Here is a 24488-nt window from a genome sequence, read left to right on the forward strand (position 1 = left end):
TTTGAGGTTGTAGATAAGACTGACGAAGTCAGCTCAAAACACTGTTTTGAGGTTGTGGATAGAACTGACGAAGTCAGTAACCATATATCTACGGTAAGGCGACGCTGACGTGGTTTGAAGAGATTTTCGAAGAGTATTAAATACTTTTTCCAGGCAATAGAGTAACTGGCAAAAAGTAACCAGTTGTCGCGACTTCCTTGCCTTCAATCTTTTGCAAGAGAAGGTCAACAGTGAGGCAGGCAATCTCTTCCAAGGGTTGCTTGATGGTCGCCAGTTGAGGGTAGTAGTTCTCGATAAAGTAGGTACCATCGTAACCGATGACCTTGAGCTCTTTAGGGACAGAAATACCCAGTTCCTGAGCAATTTTAATGACTAGAATAGCAGTCAAATCATCCGAAGCAAAGATGGCATCTGGTTTTTGTCGAGTCAAGATATTCTTGATTTCCATTTCTTTTCTGACAGGAGAAAAGTCACTGGAAACATTGATAATAGGAGCTTTTGGGAGTACGGATGCGAAACCAGCGTGACGTAGTCCAGTTGGCGAATTGGAATTGTCATTCCCTGTAATCATGATGATAGACTGGGCACCTGTCTTAACCAAGGTCTGGGCAGCAAGAACCCCACCAGCATAGTTGTCAGAGGAAACGACAGGAATGTCTGGTGACAAGTTTCGGTCAAAGGAAATAATCGGCGCTGTCACGCGATTGTAGTCTTCGATTCCCAAGTTGTGACTACCAGAAATGATGCCGTCCACCTGATTGGCTTCCAGCATTTCGATGTATTCACGTTCCTTTTCAGAATCGTGCTCGCTGTTGCAAATGATGGTCTTGTAGCCATTTTTGAAGAGTTGGTGTTCCAGCTTATCAATCAATTCTGCGTAGAAAACGTTAGAAATATTTGGGAAAATCAAACCGATTAATTTAGCCGATTTTCCTTGCAGACTACGAGCTAGGTTGTTGGGTTTATAGCCCAATTCTCGCATGGCTTCATTGACTTTTTGAATGGTTTTTTCAGAGAGATAACCTTTTTTGTTGATAACCCGAGAAACGGTAGTAGGGCTGACGCCTGCAAGTTTGGCGACATCAGTTAGTTTTGCGACCATAATCTAATTCATAGTATCTTCCAGTTGGGTTTCCAGATTTGATGAGGATACCATTTTGATCCTCATGTGGGAAGACACGACCAGAAAATACTTTTTCTCCTTTATTGATGAAAATTTCAAAGACAGAGTTATCGATGAAAATTGTAGCAGTAGTAGCTTGGTTGTCGATAGGGCAAGAGCGAGTTGTTCCAAATTCTTGGGCATACTGTTCTCCAGCCTGGCTACGATCTACTGTCACTTGACCATTTACAAGGTCAAAGTTGATGGAAAGTCCCTTGCCTTCTTGATCAGCAAGTAAGACAATCTCGCTCTGGCTATTGGCTTCCAAGTTGAGTTCGAGTTCGTAAGTGTTTTTGGTTTGGGCACGGTTTGAGAAAGGTTCTTCAGAAGCACGAAGGTCCTTGATAGCTGCGACTGGGCATTGGTAGAGTTTGCCGTCTTTGATAGTGAGTTCCTTGACCAAAGAGAAGGTTCCTTGGTGGTCAAAACGGTCAGATGGATATGAAACATCAGGCAAGCCAAGCCAGCTAACAGCTAGAGCACGTCCATCAGGAGCATTGAAGGCTTGAGTTGCATAGGCTTCGAAACCATAGTCCATATTTTGAAGTTGAGACACATCTACCATTTTGGCATTTTCAGGGTCAAAGGAAGCCCCAATCTTATACATATTTGGGAAGATATTATCGTAGTCTAGAACGTTCTTATCCAATCCTTGTGGGCAGTAGAGAAGGACAGGTTGTTCCCCTACAAAGACCAGATTTGGACATTCCATCATGTAGGCAGTACGGTCGTTAGCAAAGTCAAGGTTGCCAACGGCTTGCCAGTTTGTGTAGTCGTTGTCAACAGCCTTGTAGAGACGGACGAAGCCTTTTTTCTCCAAGTCCTGTCCGCCGACGATAGCATAATATTGACCCTTAAAGTTAAAAATTTGCGGATCACGGAAGTGGTCAGTAGAGTCTGCTGGCTGGTCGATCAAGATCTTATCAATCTTGGTAATCTTGCCATCCTTGTCCATCAAAGCCCCAATCTGGTAAGGGTGACGAATCCAGTTTTCATCACGGACATTTCCTGTATAAAATAGGAACAAGTTATCGCCAAATTGCATAGCAGAACCAGAGTAGGCACCGTGGCTATCTAATGGAGTATCAGGCAAAACTTTGACTCCAGTTTCTCTAAAGTGAACCAAGTCCTCACTTTCCAATTGCACCCAAGATTTTAAACCGTGTGCTGCACCAAAAGGAAAGTTTTGATAAAAAACAACCCACTTCCCATCAAAGTAAGAAAAGCCATTTGGGTCGTTGAGAAGTCCTGTTTTTGGCTCAACATGATAGTTTGTATGCCAGGGAGATTGTGTCATATTTTCCGTAATTGTCTTGATTTCTTCTTGTGTCCAATCTTCGTAGCGTCTGTAACGACGCTCGGTTGTCCATTCCATTCATTCATTCCTCCAAAAATCTTATCACTTTTAATAGTAACCGTTTTCGATAAAAAAAGCAAGCCTTTTATGTTAAAAAAGAGAAAAAACTGTCAAACGTTTATCATAAATCAAAAGCAGAAAATCAATAAACTTTTTAAGAAAATATGAAAGATAATGAAATTAAAGACTTTTTAATCATGATTTTAAACTTATTTTTTCAAGGAATGACTGATAAAATAGTTAAAAACAATCAATCTAAAGCGTGTCCACTAAGCGGATAGAATATTTTTCTGCAAAACGCTTGACATATTTTTAAAACATGATAAAATAATAGTCGTAAGGGCGGATAAAATCGCTTTCAAACAAGAACAAAATGTTATATAAGGAGATTTTTGCAAATGAACAATCAGGAAATTGCAAAAAAAGTCATCGATGCCTTGGGCGGACGTGAAAATGTCAACAGTGTTGCCCACTGTGCGACTCGTCTTCGTGTCATGGTCAAAGATGAAGGAAAAATCAATAAAGAAGTGATTGAGAACTTGGAAAAAGTTCAAGGTGCTTTCTTTAACTCAGGTCAATACCAAATCATCTTTGGTACAGGTACAGTAAACAAGATGTACGATGAAGTCGTAGCTCTTGGATTGCCAACTTCTACTAAAGCTGAGATGAAGGCAGAAGCTGCTAAACAAGGGAATTGGTTCCAACGTGCTATCCGTACTTTCGGTGACGTTTTCGTTCCAATCATTCCAGTTATCGTAGCAACAGGTCTCTTCATGGGTGTGCGTGGTCTTTTCAACGCTCTTGAAATGCCACTTCCAGGAGACTTTGCAACTTACACACAAATCTTGACAGATACAGCCTTTATCATCTTGCCAGGTTTGGTTGTTTGGTCAACCTTCCGTGTATTTGGTGGAAATCCTGCCGTTGGTATCGTTCTTGGTATGATGCTTGTTTCTGGCTCACTTCCAAACGCTTGGGCAGTCGCTTCAGGTGGTGAAGTAACAGCTATGAACTTCTTTGGTTTCATCCCTGTTGTTGGTTTGCAAGGTTCCGTTCTTCCAGCCTTCATCATCGGGGTTGTCGGAGCTAAATTTGAAAAAGCTGTCCGCAAGGTTGTTCCAGATGTGATTGACCTCTTGGTAACACCATTTGTGACACTTTTGGTCATGTCTATCCTTGGACTCTTTGTCATCGGACCAGTCTTCCACATCGTTGAAAACTTTATTCTTGTCGGTACAAAAGCAATTCTTGGCTTGCCACTTGGTCTTGGTGGTTTCTTGATTGGTGGGGTTCACCAATTGATCGTCGTGTCAGGTGTGCACCACATCTTCAACTTGCTTGAAGTGCAATTGCTTGCTGCTGACCATGCTAATCCATTCAACGCGATCATCACTGCTGCTATGACAGCCCAAGGTGCTGCGACTGTTGCGGTTGGTGTTAAAACTAAAAATCCAAAACTAAAAACACTTGCTTTCCCAGCTGCTCTTTCTGCCTTCCTAGGTATTACAGAGCCTGCTATCTTCGGGGTGAACTTGCGCTTCCGTAAACCTTTCTTCCTTTCATTGATTGCTGGTGCAATCGGTGGTGGATTGGCTTCTATCCTTGGACTTGCTGGTACTGGTAATGGTATCACCATCATCCCTGGTACAATGCTTTACATCGGTAACGGACAACTTGCCCAATACCTTCTTATGGTAGTTGTATCATTTGCACTTGGTTTTGCTCTTACTTACATGTTTGGTTACGAAGATGAAGTAGACGCAACTGCATCTGAAAAACAAGCTGAAGTGGCTGAAGAAAAAGAAGAAGTTGCGCCAGCAGCTCTTCAAAATGAAACACTTGTAACTCCTATCGTCGGTGATGTTGTCGCTCTTGCTGATGTTAATGACCCAGTCTTCTCAAGCGGAGCTATGGGGCAAGGTATCGCTGTGAAGCCAAGTCAAGGTGTGGTCTATGCACCAGCTGATGCTGAAGTTTCAATCGCATTTCCAACAGGACACGCTTTTGGTTTGAAAACAACTGATGGTGCTGAAGTTTTGATCCACGTTGGTATTGATACTGTATCTATGAATGGTGAAGGTTTTGAAGCAAAAGTTGCTCAAGGTGATAAGGTGAAAGCTGGCGATGTTCTTGGAACATTTGACTCAAACAAAATCGCTGCAGCTGGACTTGATGATACAACAATGGTTATCGTTACAAATACAGCTGACTATGCTTCAGTAGCTCCAGTCGCAACAGGTTCAGTTGCGAAGGGGGATGCTGTGATCGAAGTGAAAATCTAATCAATCCTCTCTAATGTGAAAATGAACAAATGATATGTTTGTTCATTTTTATTAGATAGTAAGATTTACAGAGGAAAATCTAAAAAATAGAGACATTTAGACTTTTGAAATATGCTATAATAAAGAAAATAAAAACAAGAGGTTTATCATGACAAAATTATATGGAAGCTTGGAAGCGGGCGGTACAAAGTTTGTCTGTGCTGTCGGTGATGAAAACTTTAACGTTGTAGAAAAAACACAATTTCCAACAACAACTCCAATCGAAACAATCGATAAAACCATCGAGTTCTTCTCGAAATTCGACAACCTTGCTGGTCTTGCAGTTGGTTCATTTGGTCCGATTGATATTGATAAAAACTCAAAAACTTATGGCTTTATCACAACGACTCCAAAACCAAACTGGGCAAATGTGGACTTGCTTGGTGCCCTTCGTCGTGCCCTTAACGTGCCAATGTATTTCACAACCGACGTAAACAGCTCTGCTTATGGTGAAGTGGTTGCCCGTAACAATGCTGGTGCTCGTATTGAAAACTTGGTTTACTACACAATCGGTACAGGTATTGGTGCAGGTGTCATTCAACGTGGTGAGTTTATCGGCGGTGTGGGTCACCCTGAAATGGGACACTATTACGTAGCTAAACATCCAATGGATATTGAAAAAGAGTTTAATGGTGTTTGTCCTTTCCATAAGGGATGTCTGGAAGGCTATGCAGCTGGTCCAAGTTTGGAAGCTCGTACAGGTGTTCGTGGGGAAAACATTGAACTCAACAACCCTGTTTGGGATGTCCAAGCCTACTATATCGCTCAAGCTGCGGTTAATGCGACAGTGACTTTCCGCCCAGACGTGATTGTCTTTGGTGGAGGGGTCATGGCTCAACAACACATGCTGGACCGTGTCCGTGAGAAATTTACATCTCTTCTCAATGGTTACCTACCAGTGCCAGATGTGCGTGACTATATCGTGACTCCAGCAGTCGCAGGGAATGGTTCTGCCACACTTGGGAACTTTGTCCTTGCAAAAGAAGTTTCAAAATAAAGCACAAAATCCGCTTGGGAAACCAAACGGATTTTGTGGTTGAAAACAATGTTTTTGAGCCTTTCCTTAAGTGATTACGGACGGTAGCGACTTTCTTCGAAATTCCATACCTAAACTTTGAGCCTAATGTCTCAAAGTTTCCGAACACCTGAAACCATTAGATTTCAGGTGTTTCTATCACGGCGGAAAGGCTAGGTAAGTCCTCGCCTCACTATCGAAAAATAGGAATGATTTCCATACCAAAGTATATTTAGTATCAAGCTATAATCAATCTTCGCTCTAAAAATCCGCTTGGGAAACCAAACGGATTTTTTACATGTCAAAGCATTTGCCAGAAAAAGTCGATAATATAGGTCAGACCGTAGGTATAAACCACGAGGGTAAAGGGCTTGGTCAGAATGATGATGGTCATATAGCGCTTGAAGGTCATCTTGGTCAGGGCAGCCAGCATACAGAGAAAGTCAGCTGGACTAATGGGCCAAATCATCATAAAGATAAAGAAACGGTCAAAACGATTACCCTTATCCAACCAGCCGATATACTTGTCATAGGTGCGCTTGCTGACGACAGACTGGACAAAGGCAGCCCCATAGAGGCGCACCAGATAAAAGATAATGGCACAGCCAATCACGATGCCGATATAGTTGTAGATAGTCCCGATGATGTGGCCGTAGATAAAGACGCCAGCCACAGAGGTCAAGGCCCCAGGAATGATAGGGACGACCGTTTGTAAAATCTGTAAAAAGATAAAGAGAGGTGGCCCCCAGATGCCTGCCTGCTGGATAAAGGCAGAGAGGGTTTCCTTAGACTGTAAAATCCCAGCCTGATAAGCCCAAATACAGAAAATCAAACTCCCAACCCCACCGACAATCGATGAGATGTTGATAACTTGCTGCAGAAGGGGAGAAACAGCTTTCATTTGTTTATCCTGTGACATGTAAACTCCTCATAGATAGTATAACTCTACTATACCATATTTTGGAGGAGAAAGGGGGAATGAGTCTTTTTACAATGGAAAGAGTGATGGAATTTGAGGCTAAACATGCTATAATAAAGGGAGCAGACAAGTAGCAAAGGAGAGAGTATGATACAGGTAAAACCAGAACTGGAGATAGAAAAACAACTGATCAACCAACTGGTGACTGGGGAAAGTCAATGGACTTACAGAGAAGATCTCAAAACAGAAGAGCAATTATGGGAAAACTTCTTTGAAAAGCTAGCCCAGAACAATGTAGCTCTATTGGCAGATCATCCCCTGACAGAACAGGAAAAACGCCAGATAAAGAATCAACTGAACTTTGTTAGCTACTATGATGCGGCCAAGTGGTTGGTCGGCGAAAATGGCATTGCCAAGGTTGAGGTTCAGAGAGAAGATGCTAGTTTGGGGACTATCCGTTTATCTGTCATTTGGCGAGACAATATCGCAGCTGGTAAGTCTAGTTATGAGGTTGTCAACCAAGTCGAGAGAGATAAGATAAATCCTCAGGATCAAGACCGCAGGCTAGATGTGACCCTTTTGATCAATGGCCTTCCAATGATTCAAATCGAGCTTAAAAGTCCCAGAGTTGCTTTTTTAGATGCCTTTCATCAAATTAAAAAATATGACCGTGAAGGCAAGTTCCGTGGCATCTACTCTAGCTTACAGATGTTTGTTGTGACCAATAAGGTAGACACACGCTATATCGCTGCAGCTAGGGAGAATAAACTCAACAAGCAATTTCTAACCAAGTGGGTGGATAAGGACAACCAACCTATAACGAACTTGAGCAGCTTTGCCCACGAAGTCCTTTCCATCCCTCGTGCCCACCAGATGGTCATGCAGTATTCTGTCCTTGATGATAGTAAGAAGGCTCTTATCCTTCTGCGTCCCTACCAGATCCACGCCATCGAAGCAGTGCAAGAAGCTTCTCGCCAGCAAGCATCAGGCTATGTCTGGCATACGACAGGTTCAGGAAAGACCCTGACCTCCTATAAGGTAGCTCGGAATCTCCTTCAGATTCCATCCATTCAAAAGACGATTTTTGTCGTTGACCGCAGGGACTTGGACCAACAGACCACTTCGTCATTTCTCTCCTATGCGACCAATGATGTCATTGATATTGATGAGACGGATAATACTCATGATTTGGTCAAGCGACTAGGAAGCAATGATAAGCGTGTCGTGGTGACCACCATCCAGAAAATCACTACTATGATGCGCAAGTTTGAGCAAGGACTTTACCAAAGAGATGCGGACAAAATCAAGGGTCTCCGAGTGGCATTTGTCGTGGATGAATGCCACCGTGCCGTAACACCTCAAACACAAAAAGACATTAAGGTCTTTTTCCCACAGTCTCTCTGGTTTGGTTTTACAGGCACACCTATCTTTAAGGAAAATAAACGCCAGCAAGTCGGCGATCTAGCCCAAACCACCCAGCAACAGTACGGAGACCGTCTCCATGAGTATACAGTCAAGGAAGCCATCCATGATGGAGCAGTTTTAGGCTTTAAGGTAGATTATCGCAATACCCTCATCACGGATAAATCTGAAAATGATATACCAGATACCGTCTACGAGAATGAGGAACATATGCTGGAAGTCTTGGATGCCATTATCAATAAATCGCGCCAACAATTAGGTTTCCAAAAAGGAGTGGGTAAGACCTATAATGCTATCCTAACCGTTAAATCCATTCCTCAAGCCCAAGCCTACTATGACCTGCTCAAACGAGTCAAGGCTGGGGAGACACGTGTCAAGGTATCGGAAAGGGTCAAGCAGGTCCTTCCTGACTTTCCAAAGGCGACTATCACCTACTCGGTCACAGAAAACGAAGAAGACTCAAGAGCCAACCAAGACCACATGAAGCAGGTTTTAGAAGACTATAACCAAGAGTTTGATACCCACTTTACCATGTCGGATCTTCGTGGCTTTAATACGGATGTCAATAACCGTCTTGCTCGAAAACAGGACAAATACCTCTATCGAAATGAACAGTTGGACTTGGTTATTGTGGTCAATCGTCTCTTAACAGGATTTGATGCCCCTTGTTTATCGACTCTCTTTATCGACAGAAAGCCCATGCAACCGCAGGACTTGATTCAGGCTTTTAGCCGAACCAATCGTATTTTTGATAGCAGTAAGACCTATGGTCATATCATCACCTTCCAAAAGCCTCTAGCCTTTAAGGAAGCAGTCGATAATGCCCTCAAGCTCTACTCAAATGGTGGTGAAAACGAGGTTCTAGCTCCGAGTTGGGAAGAGGAGAAGAGGAACTTTTTACGGAGTTGCAGTGATTTCAAAAATCTTGCTACTGATGACTATGTGAATGGTCTAGATTTCGAGCAAGTCTCTACGCCTGAGTTGAGGAAACTAGCTAAAACCTATCAAGCCTTTGATAAATACCTAGCCTCTATCCGAGTGTACAAAGAGTATGATGAGGAAGAACTTTACAGTCAGACAGGACTTGATGGAGAAAAGTTGGAAAGGTATCTGGGCCTTTATCGAAATGTCCTTGCAGAATTAAAAAGCCGAGTAGAGGATGATGACGATGGAGAGCCACTTGATATCCACTATGAACTGGAGTCTATCCAAGTGGACGAAATTAACTATGCTTATATCCTAACCTTGATCCAAAGCCTGATTGAACAAGGTCAAAGTCAAGAAAAGAACCTAAGCGCTCAAGATAAGGAAGCGGTGGATAATTATATTCAGAGCCTTGAGAAGACCAATCCAAATCTTGCCCAGATCATCACTGAACTTTGGAGAGAGGTACAAGAACATCCGGAAAGCTATCGTGGTCAGGCTATCGCAAATATCTTAGATCAGATGATAGAGGCGGTCATCCAGCAACATATCCAAGTCTTTAGCAAGCGCTGGTATGTCGGCGAAGATGAACTCCGTTACTATGTCGAACATTACCGTAAGGGAGCTAAAAAACAACTAGGAGAAAGCCAGCTGACTAAGAGCCAGCGCTATCAGGACTATAAGCTAGAGGTGACGGATGCCCTCAATCCTCTCCTCTATAAAAAACAAATCAAGGAAGCCTATACCCAGCTAGTAGAGGAAGTCATTGAGCCGTTGAGGGTTGGGAGGTAGTCCTTCTAGACTTAGAATAGGTCTCTTTCCCAAAGTTTATGTGCATTCTAGCTTTAGAACAATCGTCATTCCATAAATTTAAAAGTATTCTATGTTTCGAATAGCTTATCTGAGAAAGTTTTGAGGTCTTCTAGCTTTCGAATAATCGTCCTTCCTAAAGTTTATATGTATTCTAAAGCTAGAAAAGTTAAAATCTAAAAATAGTAAGAGTCTCTATCTAATGGACGGAGTTTATTTCCAGTCAGATAGGGATTTTTGATTTTGGAAATATCTGAGTTGTCCTGAAAAGTACATTTTAGATGGGAATAATGACAGTTGAGCGGATGGGAGCCGAAATGTTTTGAAGAACTGTTAGAATGAATGTATCAACTTAAAGGAGAAAAATTGATGAAGAAAGATAAAGAAAATGAGGAGAGTATGCTATCGACACTTCCTTTATGGGGGCTTCTATTTTTGGTCTGTGCATTGTTTCAAGTCTTTGTATTTAAGGATCGACCTTTGATTCAACCTGATAGACAAGGAAGTATTGTAAAAACAGATCAAAAACAGGTCTATCTTCCAGAACTAATCCAGTCTTGGTTTGATAGAGAAGATAATAAATGATTCGTTAAATAGAAAGGATATCATCATGACAAAAACATACGCTATTCGTCCGCTTAGTTATAGTAACTTTACCAACCGTGAGTTTGAAAGCCTGATGATGGATACTCATCAAAGCTTGGCTACTTTTTCTAAGGCAAACAAGGATGAGGGCATGTATGCCAAACATTTGGAACCCTTCAAGACCAAGCTAGATGATTTTCAAGCTCAACTTGCGGCAGTGGAGACGAAAGAGTCTAGTAATCTGACAGAAGTCGATCGCAATCGTGATAGTGCCTTGGTCGGTCTCTTTACCCTTCATAGAGGATTTGCGAAGATTAAGGATGCCAAGCTCAAAGGAGCTCATGAAACTCTGAAACCAGTCTTTGCCAAGTACAAGGACATCACTAAGCACAGCAACGATGTAGAAACGGCAGAAATCAAGAGCCTTCTCAAAACGCTTAGTGAAACACCCTATCATGAGGCAGTTACCAGTCTAGGACTGACACCTATGCTGACGGCGGTGGTCAATGCTCAAGAGGAATATGATCAGGTGGAAAGTAAGGCGCGCGCTCACAAGTCTGCCAAGGAAGTTGGCAAGACCAGACAACTCCGTAACGAACTTTCAACTAGCTACGACCTCTTTATGCGCTATACCGCAGCCAGTGCAGAAGCCTACCCTGAAAAGGAACACCTGACTCAACTCCTCAAGGAACTCAATAGTATCCGAGATAGCAAGCGCCGTCTCATCACTAGCAGCAAGAAAGATAAAAAGACCAAACCAGCAGAACCAGCCCAAGCAGCAGGATAAAGACAACCCCTTAGAAGCGGATTTCTAAGGGGTTATTTTGTGTATAAAAGCTTTATATACTCAGTAAGAATTGATATAATGGTATTAGTTTAAACATATAGTAATTATTGGGAGAGATAAATTAATGGAAAGAGAATATAAGTTTAGAGCACTTACTTCAAATAAAGATGTTGAAATAAAGCCAGTGACAGAAAGAGCACTTGAATTTGCGATTGACAAAAATTCGGAAGTAACCAACGTAGCTATTACCGGGAATTATGGAGCAGGGAAAAGTAGTGTTGTTGAGAGTTTTGAGAGAAAATGTACCGATAAAAAATTCATTCATATTTCTTTAGGGCAGTATGATGAAACGATAAACAATGAAAAGAATGGGCTTAATAGTCGTCAAATCAATACTATCGAAGGAAAAATAATCAATCAATTACTTCATCAAATTAATCCTAATCAAATAAGAAAATCAATTTTTAAAACTCTTGATGCAGAATCGCAGATTAAACCTTTTAATATCTCTATCTATTTAGGTTTAGTAATATTATTATCCTTGTACTTGCTAAATATTTCTTCGTGGAATAGTTTAATTCATAACTTTTCTTGGTTATCTTGGACTACGAAACCTATTATTTCCCTTTTTGTACTAGTAATTTTATTTGTTTTAATTGTATATGGATTTTATTTTTTACTGAAGCTACAAAAAGATTTTGGTTTTATCAAAAAATTATCCTTAAAAGCAGAAAAAATTGAAACTGATATCGAAATTTTTTCAAATGATAATTCTAAAGTATCCTATTTTGATCGATACTTAGACGATGTCCTTTATTTATTCAAGCAATCAGGAGCAGATGTCATAGTATTTGAAGATATTGAACGTTTTAATGACTCTAGAATTTTTGAAAAATTAAAGGAATTAAATATAGTTATTAATAGAAATCGAAAGGCAAATCACAAACGTAAACTAGTCTTTTTCTATCTTGTAAAGGATGATTTGTTTGAATCACAAGAAAGAACGAAGTTTTTTGATTTTATTATTCCTATAGTCCCTGTTGTAACTGCTTCTAATTCTCATGACATATTAAAAAAATTGCTAACAGAAATGTGGGAATACGATAGTTTAGATAAAACCTTTTTATTTAATATTTCTTTGTATCTCGATGATATGAGATTAATCAATAATGTTTGCAATGAGTATCTGACTTATAAAGAAACATTAAGGAAATTACCGTTAGAGCGTGAGAAAATTTTTTCAATGGTAGTCTACAAAAATATTTTCCCTAAAGATTTTTCACTTTTGCAAAGAAATCAAGGGTATTTATATGAATTGTTGAACTCAAAAGAAATAGCATTAAAAAATCGTAGGGAGGAATTATATAGTAAGATAAAAGAATTGGATAAAAAGATAGAGAAGGCAGAGGAAGAACAATTAAACGATGATCTTGAATTATATGGAACTATTTTCAAAATCCCAATCGGAAAAGAAGTAATAAAAGTAAATGGGAAGTCCCAATCTCAGTTCACGTCGTACTCTGAATTCATTAAAGAATTACTCAATAAAGATAGTAAGATTATTGTTTTTGAAACTTTTTACAGCGCTTATAACAATTACAACTCTCAAGAAGTAACAATTGATTATATATTTCCTGAAAAAAATACTCCGGAATTTCAAGAGCGTTTAAAGAATACAAAAAATAAAAAAATAATAGAAAAATTAAAAGAAGAAATTAAGAAAATAAATGATGAATTTGGTGAACTAGATAGTTATAGATTATCAGACGTTTATCAATATGCTACAGATATTAATGATTTTAAAAGTGATTTTACAGAAGAAATAAGAAAGAATCCTCAATTCTCTATAATTTCTTTCCTAATTAGAAATGCTTATATTGATGAGAGTTATCAAGATTATTTAACTCATTTCTATGCGAATACGATAACGGTAGAAGAAAAAGAATATTTAAGAAATGTAATTTCTGGCAGACAGAATAAATATAATATTTCTCTAAAAAATTTTGATGAAATCTTTAATTATTTAGAATTAAAAAATTATAAAAGTAGTAATGTGTTAAATTATGATTTATTTAGATTTCTGTTATATGCAAATGAACATAATGAGAAGTTGAAATTAATCTTTCACCAAGATAATATTTTAGAATTTTTACTGGGCTTTTATAACGAATTATTTAGATTAAATGTTGAAAATAAATCGTTTTTCTCAGAGCGTGATATAAGGGTATTTTTGAGAAAATGGCTACATCATAATTTGAATCTTTTCAACGAATATATTTACCAAGACCATAGCTATTTTATTTACGTTGATAAAAAAAAATTGATATTATCTTTAATGAATTTAGTTGATTTGAGAGATTGTACAAAAGAAACAAAAGGCCATATTTCTAAATATCTAGAGATGACACAAGAGGTTTTTCTTAATATTTTTCATAATAATTATTGTGATTTTAAGCAGTTTAATTTCAATTTATCGGCTATAGATTTTAAAATTAAGGAATTTTATTTTGAGAGTTCAGGATATGAGGAAAATGTGCTGAATTATATTTATAAGAATGGCTTATACGAGATTTGCAAATCTAATGTACTATTTTTCATGGAACGGTATTCTGATACGGGCACAGAGTTATCAGATGTAAAACATAAAAATTATGAAATCATGACTAGTCAAAATGGATTAAAACCTTTAATGGATTATTGTCAATCTTCCGATGAAGAATTTCTAAAGTATATTCTAATGTATATTACTCTATCAGAGGGGGAAATGCGTGATAAACCTGAGTATATTGAACAGTTTCTAAATAACGATGGTGTATTTAATCATCAAGTACCTCAGGAAAAGTTAGAAAATGATGAATCTGAAAAGCTAGGTAACGATGAAAATATCAAGAAAGTTACATTAGCAGAAAAGATAATCGCTAGTATTCCAGAATTTTATATAACTTATACTCAAGATAAATTCAATGACCTATCTAGTGAAAATAGAGAAATACTGGTTAACAATCTTGTAATTACTCAAAAAGCAGAAGTAAATACTGAAATTATTTTAGATTATTTTAGTCAAAATGAGGACGAGGATAATTTCTTGATAGATTTTATTAATCAAAATCCAAATTTCGAGTTTGATAAAGAGATTTATCTACGGTTCGATGATGAAGTGCAAGAAAAATTTGAAGAATATATAATACAATCAAAGAAATTACAAAAAAATATTCGAAAAAAAGTTCTTAATGCCACTGGGGATAGATATTATGAAAAATTTAGCGAAATAGGTATGAGTGAATCTCAGTTGGAAAAATTAACAGATGATAATCTAATTGAATTCAATAGACTAAACCTTGAATTTTTCCGAAAAGAATATCCAAGCTCCCTAGCTAATTTTATTTGGAATAATATAAAGGATTATATAAATGATGAGAGGGATATTCGAGATGAAGAACAATTGCTAGAATTAATAGCAAGATACGATTTTAAAATGGAAGATGACATAAGAATAAGAATATTTCTTTTGAATAATCATTTTGATGACAGTAATTTTGAATATTTACTGCCCAAGAAGACATATGAAAAAGTTGAAAATGAACTTCAAGTTGAAATTCAGAGTATTGTTAAAAAATATATAAACCAATTTATAGAATTAGATGAAAATGAAATTAGCTTTTCATTGTATGAAGAAATTCTGAATGCGAATGATGTTTTGATTAAACATAAGAAAAAACTTTTTGAAAAATTAATTTATAATTCAGAAAATAGAATTAAACTGGATAAGCTTGCTTTTCTAGGTAAATATTTAGATTTATTAGAACTATCGGATATTATGCAAATCTTGAATAAACAAATTGATGATGCTATCTATACTGAATGGGAAGTGGCCTTTGACAAATTAAATCAAAATGAAGGTAACGGAGGAAATGGTAATCAATATGCGGAGATTTCGTATTCTGAATTTAACAAAAAACTTCTTGATTACTTAAAGAAAAGGGAGTTACTTTCTGATAAGTCCAGACGTGAAGATTCTGTATTACAGCTATATGGATTTAGAAGTAAGCAGATCGAATTTAAAGACATTCTGGAGGAAAATAATGAGTAAAAATAGTATTCCTGCAGTAAGATTCTGTGATTTTAGTGATAACTGGGAAAGTAAACAAATAGGTGAACTTGCTTCAGTAGCTATGAATAAGCGAATTTTCAAGGAGGAAACTTCAGAAGTTGGAGAGATTCCATTTTATAAAATTGGTACTTTTGGTAGCGAACCAGATTCATTTATTACTCGTGAAAAATTTGAGGAGTATAAATCTAAATATCCATATCCTGAAATTGGAGATATTTTGATTTCTGCTTCAGGAAGTATCGGTAGGACGGTAGAATATCAAGGAGAGGAAGCCTATTTTCAAGATTCAAATATTGTCTGGCTAAAACATGATGAACGGTTAGATAATTCTTTTCTCAAACAATTTTATTCCATAGTAAAATGGCAAGGTATTGAAGGAACAACTATTAAGCGATTGTACAATAAAAATATTTTAGAAACTACAATAGCTCTTCCAAGTATCTCTGAACAATCTGCTATCGGCTCTCTTTTTCGCAATCTCGATGATCTCCTGTCTAACTACAAGGACAATCTTACCAACTACCAATCTTTCAAGGCGACCATGCTTTCCAAGATGTTTCCAAAAGCTGGACAGACTGTTCCTGAGATTCGTTTGGATGGATTTGAAGGTGAGTGGGAAAAATCTAAATTAAAAGATGTCGCTTATCGTGTTCAGGGTAATGATGGAAGAATGGATTTGCCAACTTTAACAATTTCTGCATCAGGCGGTTGGATGAATCAAATTGATCGATTTTCTGCTAATATTGCTGGAAAAGAACAAAAGAATTATACTCTGTTAAAAAAAGGAGAATTATCATATAACCATGGTAATTCAAAATTAGCAAAATATGGAGTTGTTTTTGAATTACAGGATTATGAAGAAGCACTTGTTCCAAAGGTTTATCACAGTTTTAGAGTTAATAAACTAGCTGATGCAAAGTTTATTGAAATTATGTTTTCAACAAAAATTCCAGATCGGGAATTAGGGAAACTCATTTCATCGGGGGCTAGAATGGATGGATTGTTAAATATTAGTTTTGATGATTTTATGAATATTTCAATTATTATTCCAACTATTAAAGAACAACAAGCCATCGGCGCCTACTTCTCCAACCTTGATAACCTCATTAATTCTTATCAAGAAAAAATTTCTCAGCTTGAGACTTTGAAAAAGAAACTCTTGCAGGATATGTTTATCTAGATGATTAGTGATTACTAAGTGATCACTTTTAACAGTTATATTTAAAACTTTAGAAAGAAACATTATGGAAACAACACAAACTTCCCAGTCGCTTTACCAAGCCCTGTGGAACTCAGCGGATGTTCTCCGCTCTAAGATGGATGCTAATGACTACAAGTCCTATCTTTTGGGTATGGTCTTTTATAAGTATCTGTCAGATAAGATGCTCTTTTTCGTGGCGGAGACCATGGAGGAGGGGAGTGAGAGTCTAGAGGCTGCCCTTGAGGTCTATCGTAACTACTATGAGGATGCGGCCACCCACGAGGATCTTCTTGCAGTCATGAAGGACGAACTCAACTATAGTATCAAGCCTGACTTGACCTTTACGGCTCTGGTAGCACGTGTCAATGAGGGGACTTTCCAGTTGGAAGATTTGGCTCAGGGTTTTCGAGATATTGAGCAGAGTGACGAACTCTATGAAAATCTCTTTGAAGATATTGATCTCTATTCTAAAAAGCTAGGGGCAACTCCGCAAAAGCAAAACCAAACGGTGGCGGCTGTCATGAAAGAGTTGGCTGTGCTAGATGTGGCTGGTCATGCTGGCGATATGCTGGGGGATGCCTATGAGTATTTGATCGGTCAGTTTGCGACTGACTCAGGCAAGAAGGCTGGTGAGTTCTATACACCTCAGCCTGTTGCCAAGCTCATGACTCAGATTGCCTTTTTGGGTCGTGAGGACCAGCTAGGTTTTACCATCTATGATGCGACTATGGGGTCTGGCTCTCTCTTACTTAATGCCAAGAAATACTCTCATAAACCGCAGACAGTGGTCTATTTTGGTCAGGAACTCAATACTTCGACCTATAACTTGGCTCGGATGAACATGATTCTACACGGGGTTCCAGTTGAGAATCAATTTCTCCACAATGCCGATACACTGGATGAAGACTGGCCTACTCAAGAACCGACTAACTTTGATGGTGTTCTCATGAACCCTCCATACTCTGCCAAGTGGTCTGCAAGCTCTGGCTTCCTGAATGATCCTCGTTTCTCTCCTTTTGGGAAACTGGCACCCCAATCCAAAGCTGACTTTGCCTTTCTCTTGCATGGTTACTACCATCTCAAGCAGGATAATGGGGTTATGGCTATCGTCCTTCCCCACGGTGTTCTTTTCCGAGGAAATGCGGAAGGAACCATTCGCAAGGCCTTGTTAGAAGAAGGAGCTATTGATACGGTTATCGGTCTTCCAGCCAATATCTTCTTTAATACCAGCATTCCGACTACGGTTATCATTCTCAAAAAGAACCGTACCAACCGTGATGTCTACTTTATCGATGCCTCTAAGGAGTTTGATAAGGGGAAAAATCAGAATATCATGACGGATGCTCATATCGAGAAGATTTTAGAGGCATACAAGTCACGTGAGGAGATTGACAAGTTTGCCCATCTGGCAAGCTATGAAGAAATCGTCGAAAATGACTATAACCTTAATATCCCTCGCTATGTAGATACCTTTGAGGAAGAAGAAGTCGAACCACTGACAGAAATCGTTAGCAAGATTAACACGACAAATCAAGCAATCCAAAACCAAACCGCTTCCCTACTCGAAATGCTCGGTCAACTACACGGAACCACGCCAGAAGTCGATGCTGAACTCAAAAAGTTTTTGAAAAATTTTAAAGGGTGATGGATCCAATTGATTCGCCCATATTTAAGATACAACTTTATCTAGATCGATATAGTTGTATTTTCTAACATTAGCGAGGAGGGGCTTTCTTCAAGCTCTATAGAACAGAGAACTGTGAAATTGTATAAGGAGCTTAAAGATTTAATATGGTAGAATAGAGTGTATAGATTTTACTTGAAGCTTTGTTTAGAAAGGAAAACCATGACACCGACCTATGAAATTGATAATCCCAGACTCTCTTATGAGACTAAATTAGACCTATGGGAAACGGGATTTGGTTTACAAAAGGTAGATGATTTAGAGCCGTCGCCGTATATGAGAGAGCTCGCACAGCAAAATTCTCAAGGAAAGTTGACTTATCAAGAAGTTTATAATCAAGTAACGGCTTATCACCAAGAGACGGATGATAGCACAAGAGAAGCAGACCTTGTTGCCATGAGAATTGTGGAGCTCTTGTCCTCTAATGCCTTTAAATTTGCTCCAACAACATTGAAATTGATTCATAGAGAGCTTTTCTTTGGCCTCCTGCCACAAGGCATTCCCTTGGGAGAATACCGCTCTTATAACATTACAAAAAGTGAGGCTGTTTTAAATGGAGACAGTGTCATATATGATGATTTTCGTACGGTAGCAGATAGTTTGACCTATGATTTTCAGCAGGAAAGTCAATTTGACTATCGAGGAAAATCTGATATTGAAGTAGTGCAACATATTAAGACTTTTATTTCAGGTATTTGGCAAATTCATCCTTTTGGAGAAGGAAATACTCGAACCATAACCGTATTCTTGATTAAGTATCTTAGAACTATGGGATTTCAGGTAGACAACAAACCCTTACAAGAAAATGCAAAGTATTTTCGAGATGCTCTTGTTCTTGATAATGCGAAGCTATTCCAGAAGAAAACAGAATATCTGGAACGATTTTTTGAAAATCTCTTATTAGCTGGGCAACATGATTTAGAAATAGACTTAAGAGATGAACGTTTTCTTTGCTCAAGGCTTAGAAGATTTAGAATGTTTTCGAGTAGAAAGAAGGAAGACGATGATACCCAACTATAAAATAACAGAAGAAATATTGAATCTCTTGCAGAAGATTTCTGAGTTGGCGACTCAACTTTCTTTCGAAACGAAGGAATTTGGCATAATTTCAAAAAAAGTAAAAAATCCTTGAATTATCTGTTAAAAACGGTATAATAGAGTTAATAGGACCGCCCACCTCTCTTTGATGTGACAAGGCGGACATTTTTTTATACGGAAGTTATTATGAAAATTAAAGAATTTAAAACTTGGGATGAGCAGGTGGCCAAATTAATTGAGCATGGTTGTAAAGATATCAAATCAAATGAGTATGCGATTGATATTTTACAAAAGGTTAATTATTATCGGCTAACTGCTTATTTTTTACCTTTTCGTGATAAAGAGACGCAGAAATATGATTCTAGCAAGGTTTCTTTGGAGAAAATTTATAGAATTGCTTGTTTTGATGCAGAGTTACGTTTGCTTATTTTCAAGTATTTAGAGGATATTGAGCTGTATTTTAGGACTCAAGTTGCCTATCATCATGGAAATAAATACGGAGCCTTAGCTTATAGAGAAGCGACTGCTTTTAATAAATTTCATAAACATAATGAATTTTTAGGAAATGTTGAAAAGGAGTTGGAGCATAGGAAGAAAAGCCCGATTTATAAGCATCATCAGCGAAAATATGATGGTGAATTTCCTATTTGGGTTTTAGTAGAATTTTTTACTTTTGGAATGACTTCGAAATTTTTTGCAGATTCTCCGATAGATATCCAGAAAGATATTGCTAAAAATGTTGGTATAAAGTCTACTCAAGTTAGAACCTATTTAGAAGTTGCAGTGGTTTTAAGAAATTACTGTGCCCACTATAATCGATTATATTATACAAGCTTCACAAAGATACCTGGTCAACTCCCTACTTTCATGAACGAAAATAGTAAATTGAAAAATAGACTAATGGCACAACTTTATGCAGTTAAAAGTCTCTATCCTGATAAGAAAAAATGGAATGAAGGATTTCTAGGGGAATTGTCAGCACTCATTAAACGTTATCAAGCAGTAATTCATCTGCATCATATTGGATTTGTAGAGGAGTGGGAAGAAGTACTAAAGAAATGAGGAAGTATAATATGAACATCCTAGAAGAAATCCGAAACTGTCCTGTTGAGTGGAAAGAGTTGGGGGAAGTGGCATTTCTAAAACGTGGAAAAACAATTACCTCATATACTTGAAAAACGAAGTACTTATGTGGAAATTCGAGATGAATTTTTGAACCTTAAAAATTATGAAAAGACCAAGGATTTGGATGTTGATCTTTCAGATGTTGAATTTGAAATCGAACTCTTAAAAACAGATGAGATTAATCTGGACTACATTCTTGCATTGATTGTTGAAAAATCTAAGAATTCTGAGTCTAAAGAAGTAATGAAAGAAGAAGTTAGTCGTGTGATTCGTTCTAGTATCGATATTTGCGCCAAAGAAGAGTTGATTATTGGATTTATCAATGATACCGATTTGCAAAAATTGCAAGACCATGATTGGATTATCAATGCTTTCTATGAATATGGCAAGGAACGCAAGAAAATCGCGATTCGCGACCTAGCTGAGTCTGAGAAACTTGTAGCTGATTATCAATTATTCATAGACAAATCAATTCAACGAGGTTATGCTGAAAATAGTGGGACTGATTTGGATTCGATTATTCTACCAACTTCTCGTAGATAGGGAGCGCATAAACGGAAAAAGCAAGAAGTTTTACGTAAGATTCAGTTGTTAGTAGAGACTTATTCAGGCATTTAAGGATTGTCAAACAAGGTTTGTTAGAAAAATCGGGAACTACAAAAAACACTCTTTATTCGCTCATTTTTAAGATACAGCTTTGTTTCCATATTTCCTGGAAACTGATAAAAATCAAGGAGAAAGATGGAACAAACTAACCAAAAATCCCAGTGTCAGAAACTCTGGACGAGAAACAAATACCTCGTTTTGAGTCATTCTAGTAATATATACAATGAGATTCGCCAATACTTGAAGAATGAAGAGGTGGAGGTGAGTATGGTTCAAGAGATGATTGACCATGCCTGCCAGATTCCAGAACACAGGGGTCAGGTTTGCAATGCCTTTCAGCATATTTGGGGCTATTTTAAAAAGAAAGCGACAGATGCTGAGCGCAAGGACTATATGCTCCTGCTGGATCGCTACCGCTTTGGTCAGGCTTCTAAGGAAGATGTGATTGCTAAGACTCGAGACTTGCTTGATCGTTATCCCAATACCTACTTGCAACATTCGACTTTACTGAAAGGAGACTCCCATGAGACTTTGGCATGAGGCTTTGATTTCGCAACTACCTCGTCCTCAACTCTTGGGGCAACATCGAGAGTGCTGTGCCCTCCGTGGCAATGGCTGGGGCAGAAAGAATGCGACGGTGGACTATGTCTTTACCCACTCGCCCTATCGTCTCTATGCCTATCATCGCTTGATCATGAAGGAAATGGCTGACCGAGGCTTTAAGGTCAGTCCAGAGTGGCTGGATAAAAAGTACCGTGGCAAGACTTGTTCCCCTTATCAAGATTTAGCAGAGGAAAAGTTGACTAGTCCTATTTACAGCGAACATGACGATGCTTACTATAAGGAGTGCTGGACAATCTCCGAGAGAAGGGGATTGACTTATAGTCTTTTCTAATAATAAGTCATAGTCACTTATAAGAATTACTAATAACGTGTTTGACCAGTCTAACTGAAATAGAGCTATAAAACAAGATATACAAAGGATTTGAGGCATGTGTCTCAAGTCTTTTTCTGTTGTCTAAAACTGAGATATAGTTTCAAACTATATCAAAGCCTAATTTTTTACAATTATACAGACGCTTTCTTTTCTGTTAAGATAGTTTCAACAACAAATTTTGGAGGACACATCATGTCAACTACAATCATCGGTTTCCCTCGTTTGGGCGAATTCCGCGAATTAAAATTTACAACTGAAAAATACTTTAGAAAAGAAATCTCAGAAGAAGAACTTCTTGCAGCAGCAAAAGAATTGCGTGCTAAACACTGGAACATTGTCAAAGAAAAAGGCATCACTGAAATTCCATCAAATGACTTTTCTCACTATGACAACTTCCTAGATGCAGCTTTCCTTTTCAACGTGGTACCTGCTTCAGTTCAAAACTTGGACTTGTCTGACCTTGAGCGCTACTTCGCTTTGGGTCGTGGTTACCAAGGAGAAAAAGGAGACGTTCGCGCCCTTCCAATGAAGAAATGGTTCAACACCAACTACCACTACATCGTTCCTAAGTTTGAAAAAGAAACTCAAGTCAAACTTGCAGGTCACAAAATCTTTGATGAGTTCCAAGAAGCTAAAGAACTTGGTCTCAACACTCGTCCTGTCCTTGTAGGTCCATTTACTTTCCTTCAATTGTCAGACTTTGAAGAAGGCGTGAAAGCAGAAGACTTCGTAGACAGCTTAGTGGCTGCTTACCAAGAAGTTTTTGCTAAATTGGCTGAACTTGGTGCGACTCGTATCCAACTCGATGAAGCTGCTCTTGTAAAAGATTTGACAGCTGAAGAAAAAGCTCTCTTCTTGAACCTTTACAACAAACTTTTGGCTGACAAAAAAGGTCTTGAAGTCTTGCTTCAAACTTACTTCGGAGACGTTCGTGACGTTTACGCTGACCTTGTAAACTTGCCAGTAGATGCTATTGGTCTTGACTTCGTTGAAGGTAAGAAAACTCTTGAATTGGTTAAAGGTGGCTTCCCAGCTGACAAGACTCTCTATGCAGGTATTGTCAATGGTAAAAACATCTGGCGTAACAACTACGAAAAGAGCTTGGCTGTTCTTGAACAAATCCCAGCTGAAAACATTGTCTTGACAAGCTCATGCTCACTTCTTCATGTGCCATTTACAACAGCTAATGAAGAATTTGAACCAGCAATCTTGAACCACTTTGCCTTTGCAGTTGAAAAATTGGATGAGATTCGTGATTTGGATGCTATCCGCAATGGTCAAGGTGAAGAAGCACTTGCAGCTAACAAAGAACTCTTTGCGACTGAGCGTGTTGGTGAAAATGCGGAACTTCGTGCGCGTATCGCTGGCTTGACAGACGCAGACTACACTCGTTTGCCAGCATTTGCAGAACGTGAAGCTATCCAAGAAGAAGCTTTCAAACTTCCAGCTCTTCCAACAACAACGATCGGTTCATTCCCTCAAACTAAAGAAGTTCGTGCGAAACGTTTGGCTTACCGTAAAGGTGAATTGTCTCAAGAAGAGTACGACGCTTTCCTTGCTGAAACGATCGATGAATGGATCAAATGGCAAGAAGATATCGACTTTGATGTCCTTGTTCACGGTGAGTTCGAGCGTAATGACATGGTTGAGTACTTCGGTCAAAACTTGTCAGGTTACCTCTTCTCTAAAAATGGTTGGGTACAATCATACGGTATGCGTGGGGTGAAACCACCAATCATCTGGGGTGATGTCACTCGTCTTAACCCTATCACTGTTAAATGGTCTAGCTATGCACAAAGCCGTACAAACAAACCTGTTAAAGGTATGTTGACTGGACCAGTAACTATTCTCAACTGGTCATTCCCACGTGAAGACATCTCTATCAAGGATTCTACTCTTCAAATCGCTCTTGCAATCAAGGATGAAGTTCTTGACCTTGAAGCTGCTGGCGTGAAAATCATCCAAATCGACGAGGCTGCTCTTCGTGAGAAATTGCCACTCCGTCGTAGCGACTGGTACGAAGACTACCTTGACTGGGCAATTCCTGCCTTCCGCTTGGTACACTCAACAGTAGCACCAGACACACAAATCCACACTCACATGTGTTACTCAGAATTTACAGATATCATCCCAGCTATCGACAACATGGATGCGGATGTTATTTCCTTTGAAGCTAGCCGTTCAAACCTTGAAATCTTGGACGAACTCAAAGCGAAAAACTTCCAAACTGAAGTGGGACCTGGGGTTTACGATATCCACTCACCTCGTGTGCCAAATGAAGGCGAAATCGACCACACAATCGAAGCTATCCTTGCTAAAGTGCCAAGCAAGAAAGTTTGGATCAACCCTGACTGTGGTTTGAAAACACGTGGTATTCCAGAAACAAAAGAAAGCTTGATCCGCCTTGTTGAAGCAGCTAAAGCTGCGCGTGAGAAATTGTAAGATAAGGATTTCTCAAGAAGCGCTGTTTGGTCAATCTGCCTG

At 38.6% G+C, this 24488-nt stretch carries 16 protein-coding genes and 1 pseudogene; 14 read left to right on the plus strand and 3 right to left on the minus strand.

Features of this window, described 5'->3' with window-relative positions; genetic code table 11:
* Positions 1 to 136 precede the first annotated feature (136 nt).
* Both RWO85_RS02090 and RWO85_RS02095 read right to left on the minus strand, forming a co-directional pair.
* Complete coding sequence (locus RWO85_RS02090; RefSeq protein ID WP_050241919.1) at positions 137 to 1102, minus strand: LacI family DNA-binding transcriptional regulator; 966 nt, start codon at positions 1100 to 1102, stop codon at positions 137 to 139.
* Positions 1083 to 2537: a glycoside hydrolase family 32 protein gene (locus RWO85_RS02095; protein WP_314413693.1), complete on the minus strand. Its 1455-nt coding sequence runs from the start codon at positions 2535 to 2537 to the stop codon at positions 1083 to 1085. The genes RWO85_RS02090 and RWO85_RS02095 overlap by 20 nt, the downstream gene beginning before the upstream one ends.
* Before the next feature lie 380 nt (positions 2538 to 2917).
* Here RWO85_RS02095 and RWO85_RS02100 point away from each other — a divergent pair, with 380 nt between their 5' ends.
* Positions 2918 to 4801, plus strand: a complete 1884-nt coding sequence (locus RWO85_RS02100) for a sucrose-specific PTS transporter subunit IIBC (protein WP_314413694.1) — start codon at positions 2918 to 2920, stop codon at positions 4799 to 4801.
* A gap of 148 nt (positions 4802 to 4949) precedes the next feature.
* Positions 4950 to 5837 (plus strand): fructokinase ScrK, encoded by an 888-nt coding sequence (scrK, locus tag RWO85_RS02105; protein WP_314413695.1) that lies wholly within the window; start codon positions 4950 to 4952, stop codon positions 5835 to 5837.
* 319 nt (positions 5838 to 6156) lie between these two features.
* On the opposite strand, the gene RWO85_RS02110 is transcribed toward scrK, so the two are convergent.
* Positions 6157 to 6774, minus strand: coding sequence for a TVP38/TMEM64 family protein (locus tag RWO85_RS02110; RefSeq protein ID WP_314413696.1), 618 nt, complete (start codon positions 6772 to 6774; stop codon positions 6157 to 6159).
* Between the two features lie 147 nt (positions 6775 to 6921).
* Between RWO85_RS02110 and RWO85_RS02115 the strand changes: the two genes are divergently transcribed.
* From RWO85_RS02115 to metE, 12 genes and pseudogenes are all read left to right on the plus strand, one after another.
* Positions 6922 to 9912: a type I restriction endonuclease subunit R gene (locus RWO85_RS02115; RefSeq protein ID WP_314413697.1), complete on the plus strand. Its 2991-nt coding sequence runs from the start codon at positions 6922 to 6924 to the stop codon at positions 9910 to 9912.
* Positions 9913 to 10299: 387 nt separating this feature from the next.
* Positions 10300 to 10515, plus strand: a complete 216-nt coding sequence (locus RWO85_RS02120; RefSeq protein WP_314413698.1) for a hypothetical protein — start codon at positions 10300 to 10302, stop codon at positions 10513 to 10515.
* 25 nt (positions 10516 to 10540) lie between these two features.
* A complete protein-coding gene (locus RWO85_RS02125; protein WP_314413699.1) occupies positions 10541 to 11302 on the plus strand; it encodes a DUF6261 family protein in 762 nt (253 codons plus the stop codon).
* 124 nt (positions 11303 to 11426) lie between these two features.
* Positions 11427 to 15392: a hypothetical protein gene (locus tag RWO85_RS02130; protein WP_314413700.1), complete on the plus strand. Its 3966-nt coding sequence runs from the start codon at positions 11427 to 11429 to the stop codon at positions 15390 to 15392.
* The gene (locus tag RWO85_RS02135) at positions 15385 to 16593 is read left to right on the plus strand and encodes a restriction endonuclease subunit S (RefSeq protein ID WP_314413702.1); all 1209 of its coding nucleotides are present in this window, start codon (positions 15385 to 15387) and stop codon (positions 16591 to 16593) included. Before RWO85_RS02130 ends, RWO85_RS02135 begins: the two co-directional genes overlap by 8 nt.
* 64 nt (positions 16594 to 16657) lie before the next feature.
* A complete protein-coding gene (locus RWO85_RS02140) occupies positions 16658 to 18259 on the plus strand; it encodes a type I restriction-modification system subunit M (protein ID WP_314413703.1) in 1602 nt (533 codons plus the stop codon).
* A 201-nt stretch (positions 18260 to 18460) separates the two neighbouring features.
* Positions 18461 to 19318: a Fic family protein gene (locus tag RWO85_RS02145; RefSeq protein ID WP_314413705.1), complete on the plus strand. Its 858-nt coding sequence runs from the start codon at positions 18461 to 18463 to the stop codon at positions 19316 to 19318.
* Positions 19319 to 19522: 204 nt separating this feature from the next.
* Positions 19523 to 20398 (plus strand): Abi family protein, encoded by an 876-nt coding sequence (locus RWO85_RS02150; RefSeq protein ID WP_314413707.1) that lies wholly within the window; start codon positions 19523 to 19525, stop codon positions 20396 to 20398.
* 129 nt (positions 20399 to 20527) lie between these two features.
* Entirely contained in the window at positions 20528 to 21004 is a 477-nt protein-coding gene (locus RWO85_RS02155; RefSeq protein WP_314413793.1) for a type I restriction endonuclease subunit R, EcoR124 family, read from the plus strand.
* A gap of 198 nt (positions 21005 to 21202) precedes the next feature.
* Positions 21203 to 21607, plus strand: coding sequence for a YbgA family protein (locus RWO85_RS02160; protein WP_314413709.1), 405 nt, complete (start codon positions 21203 to 21205; stop codon positions 21605 to 21607).
* Positions 21591 to 21952 (plus strand): annotated as a pseudogene (locus tag RWO85_RS02165) (TIGR02328 family protein). The gene RWO85_RS02160 and the pseudogene RWO85_RS02165 overlap by 17 nt, the downstream one beginning before the upstream one ends.
* A gap of 244 nt (positions 21953 to 22196) precedes the next feature.
* On the plus strand, positions 22197 to 24446 hold the full coding sequence (gene metE / locus RWO85_RS02170; protein WP_314413711.1) for a 5-methyltetrahydropteroyltriglutamate--homocysteine S-methyltransferase: 2250 nt from the start codon (positions 22197 to 22199) through the stop codon (positions 24444 to 24446).
* Positions 24447 to 24488 lie beyond the last annotated feature (42 nt).

This window comes from uncultured Streptococcus sp. (genome assembly GCF_963521865.1).
Classification (GTDB): Bacteria; Bacillota; Bacilli; order Lactobacillales; family Streptococcaceae; genus Streptococcus.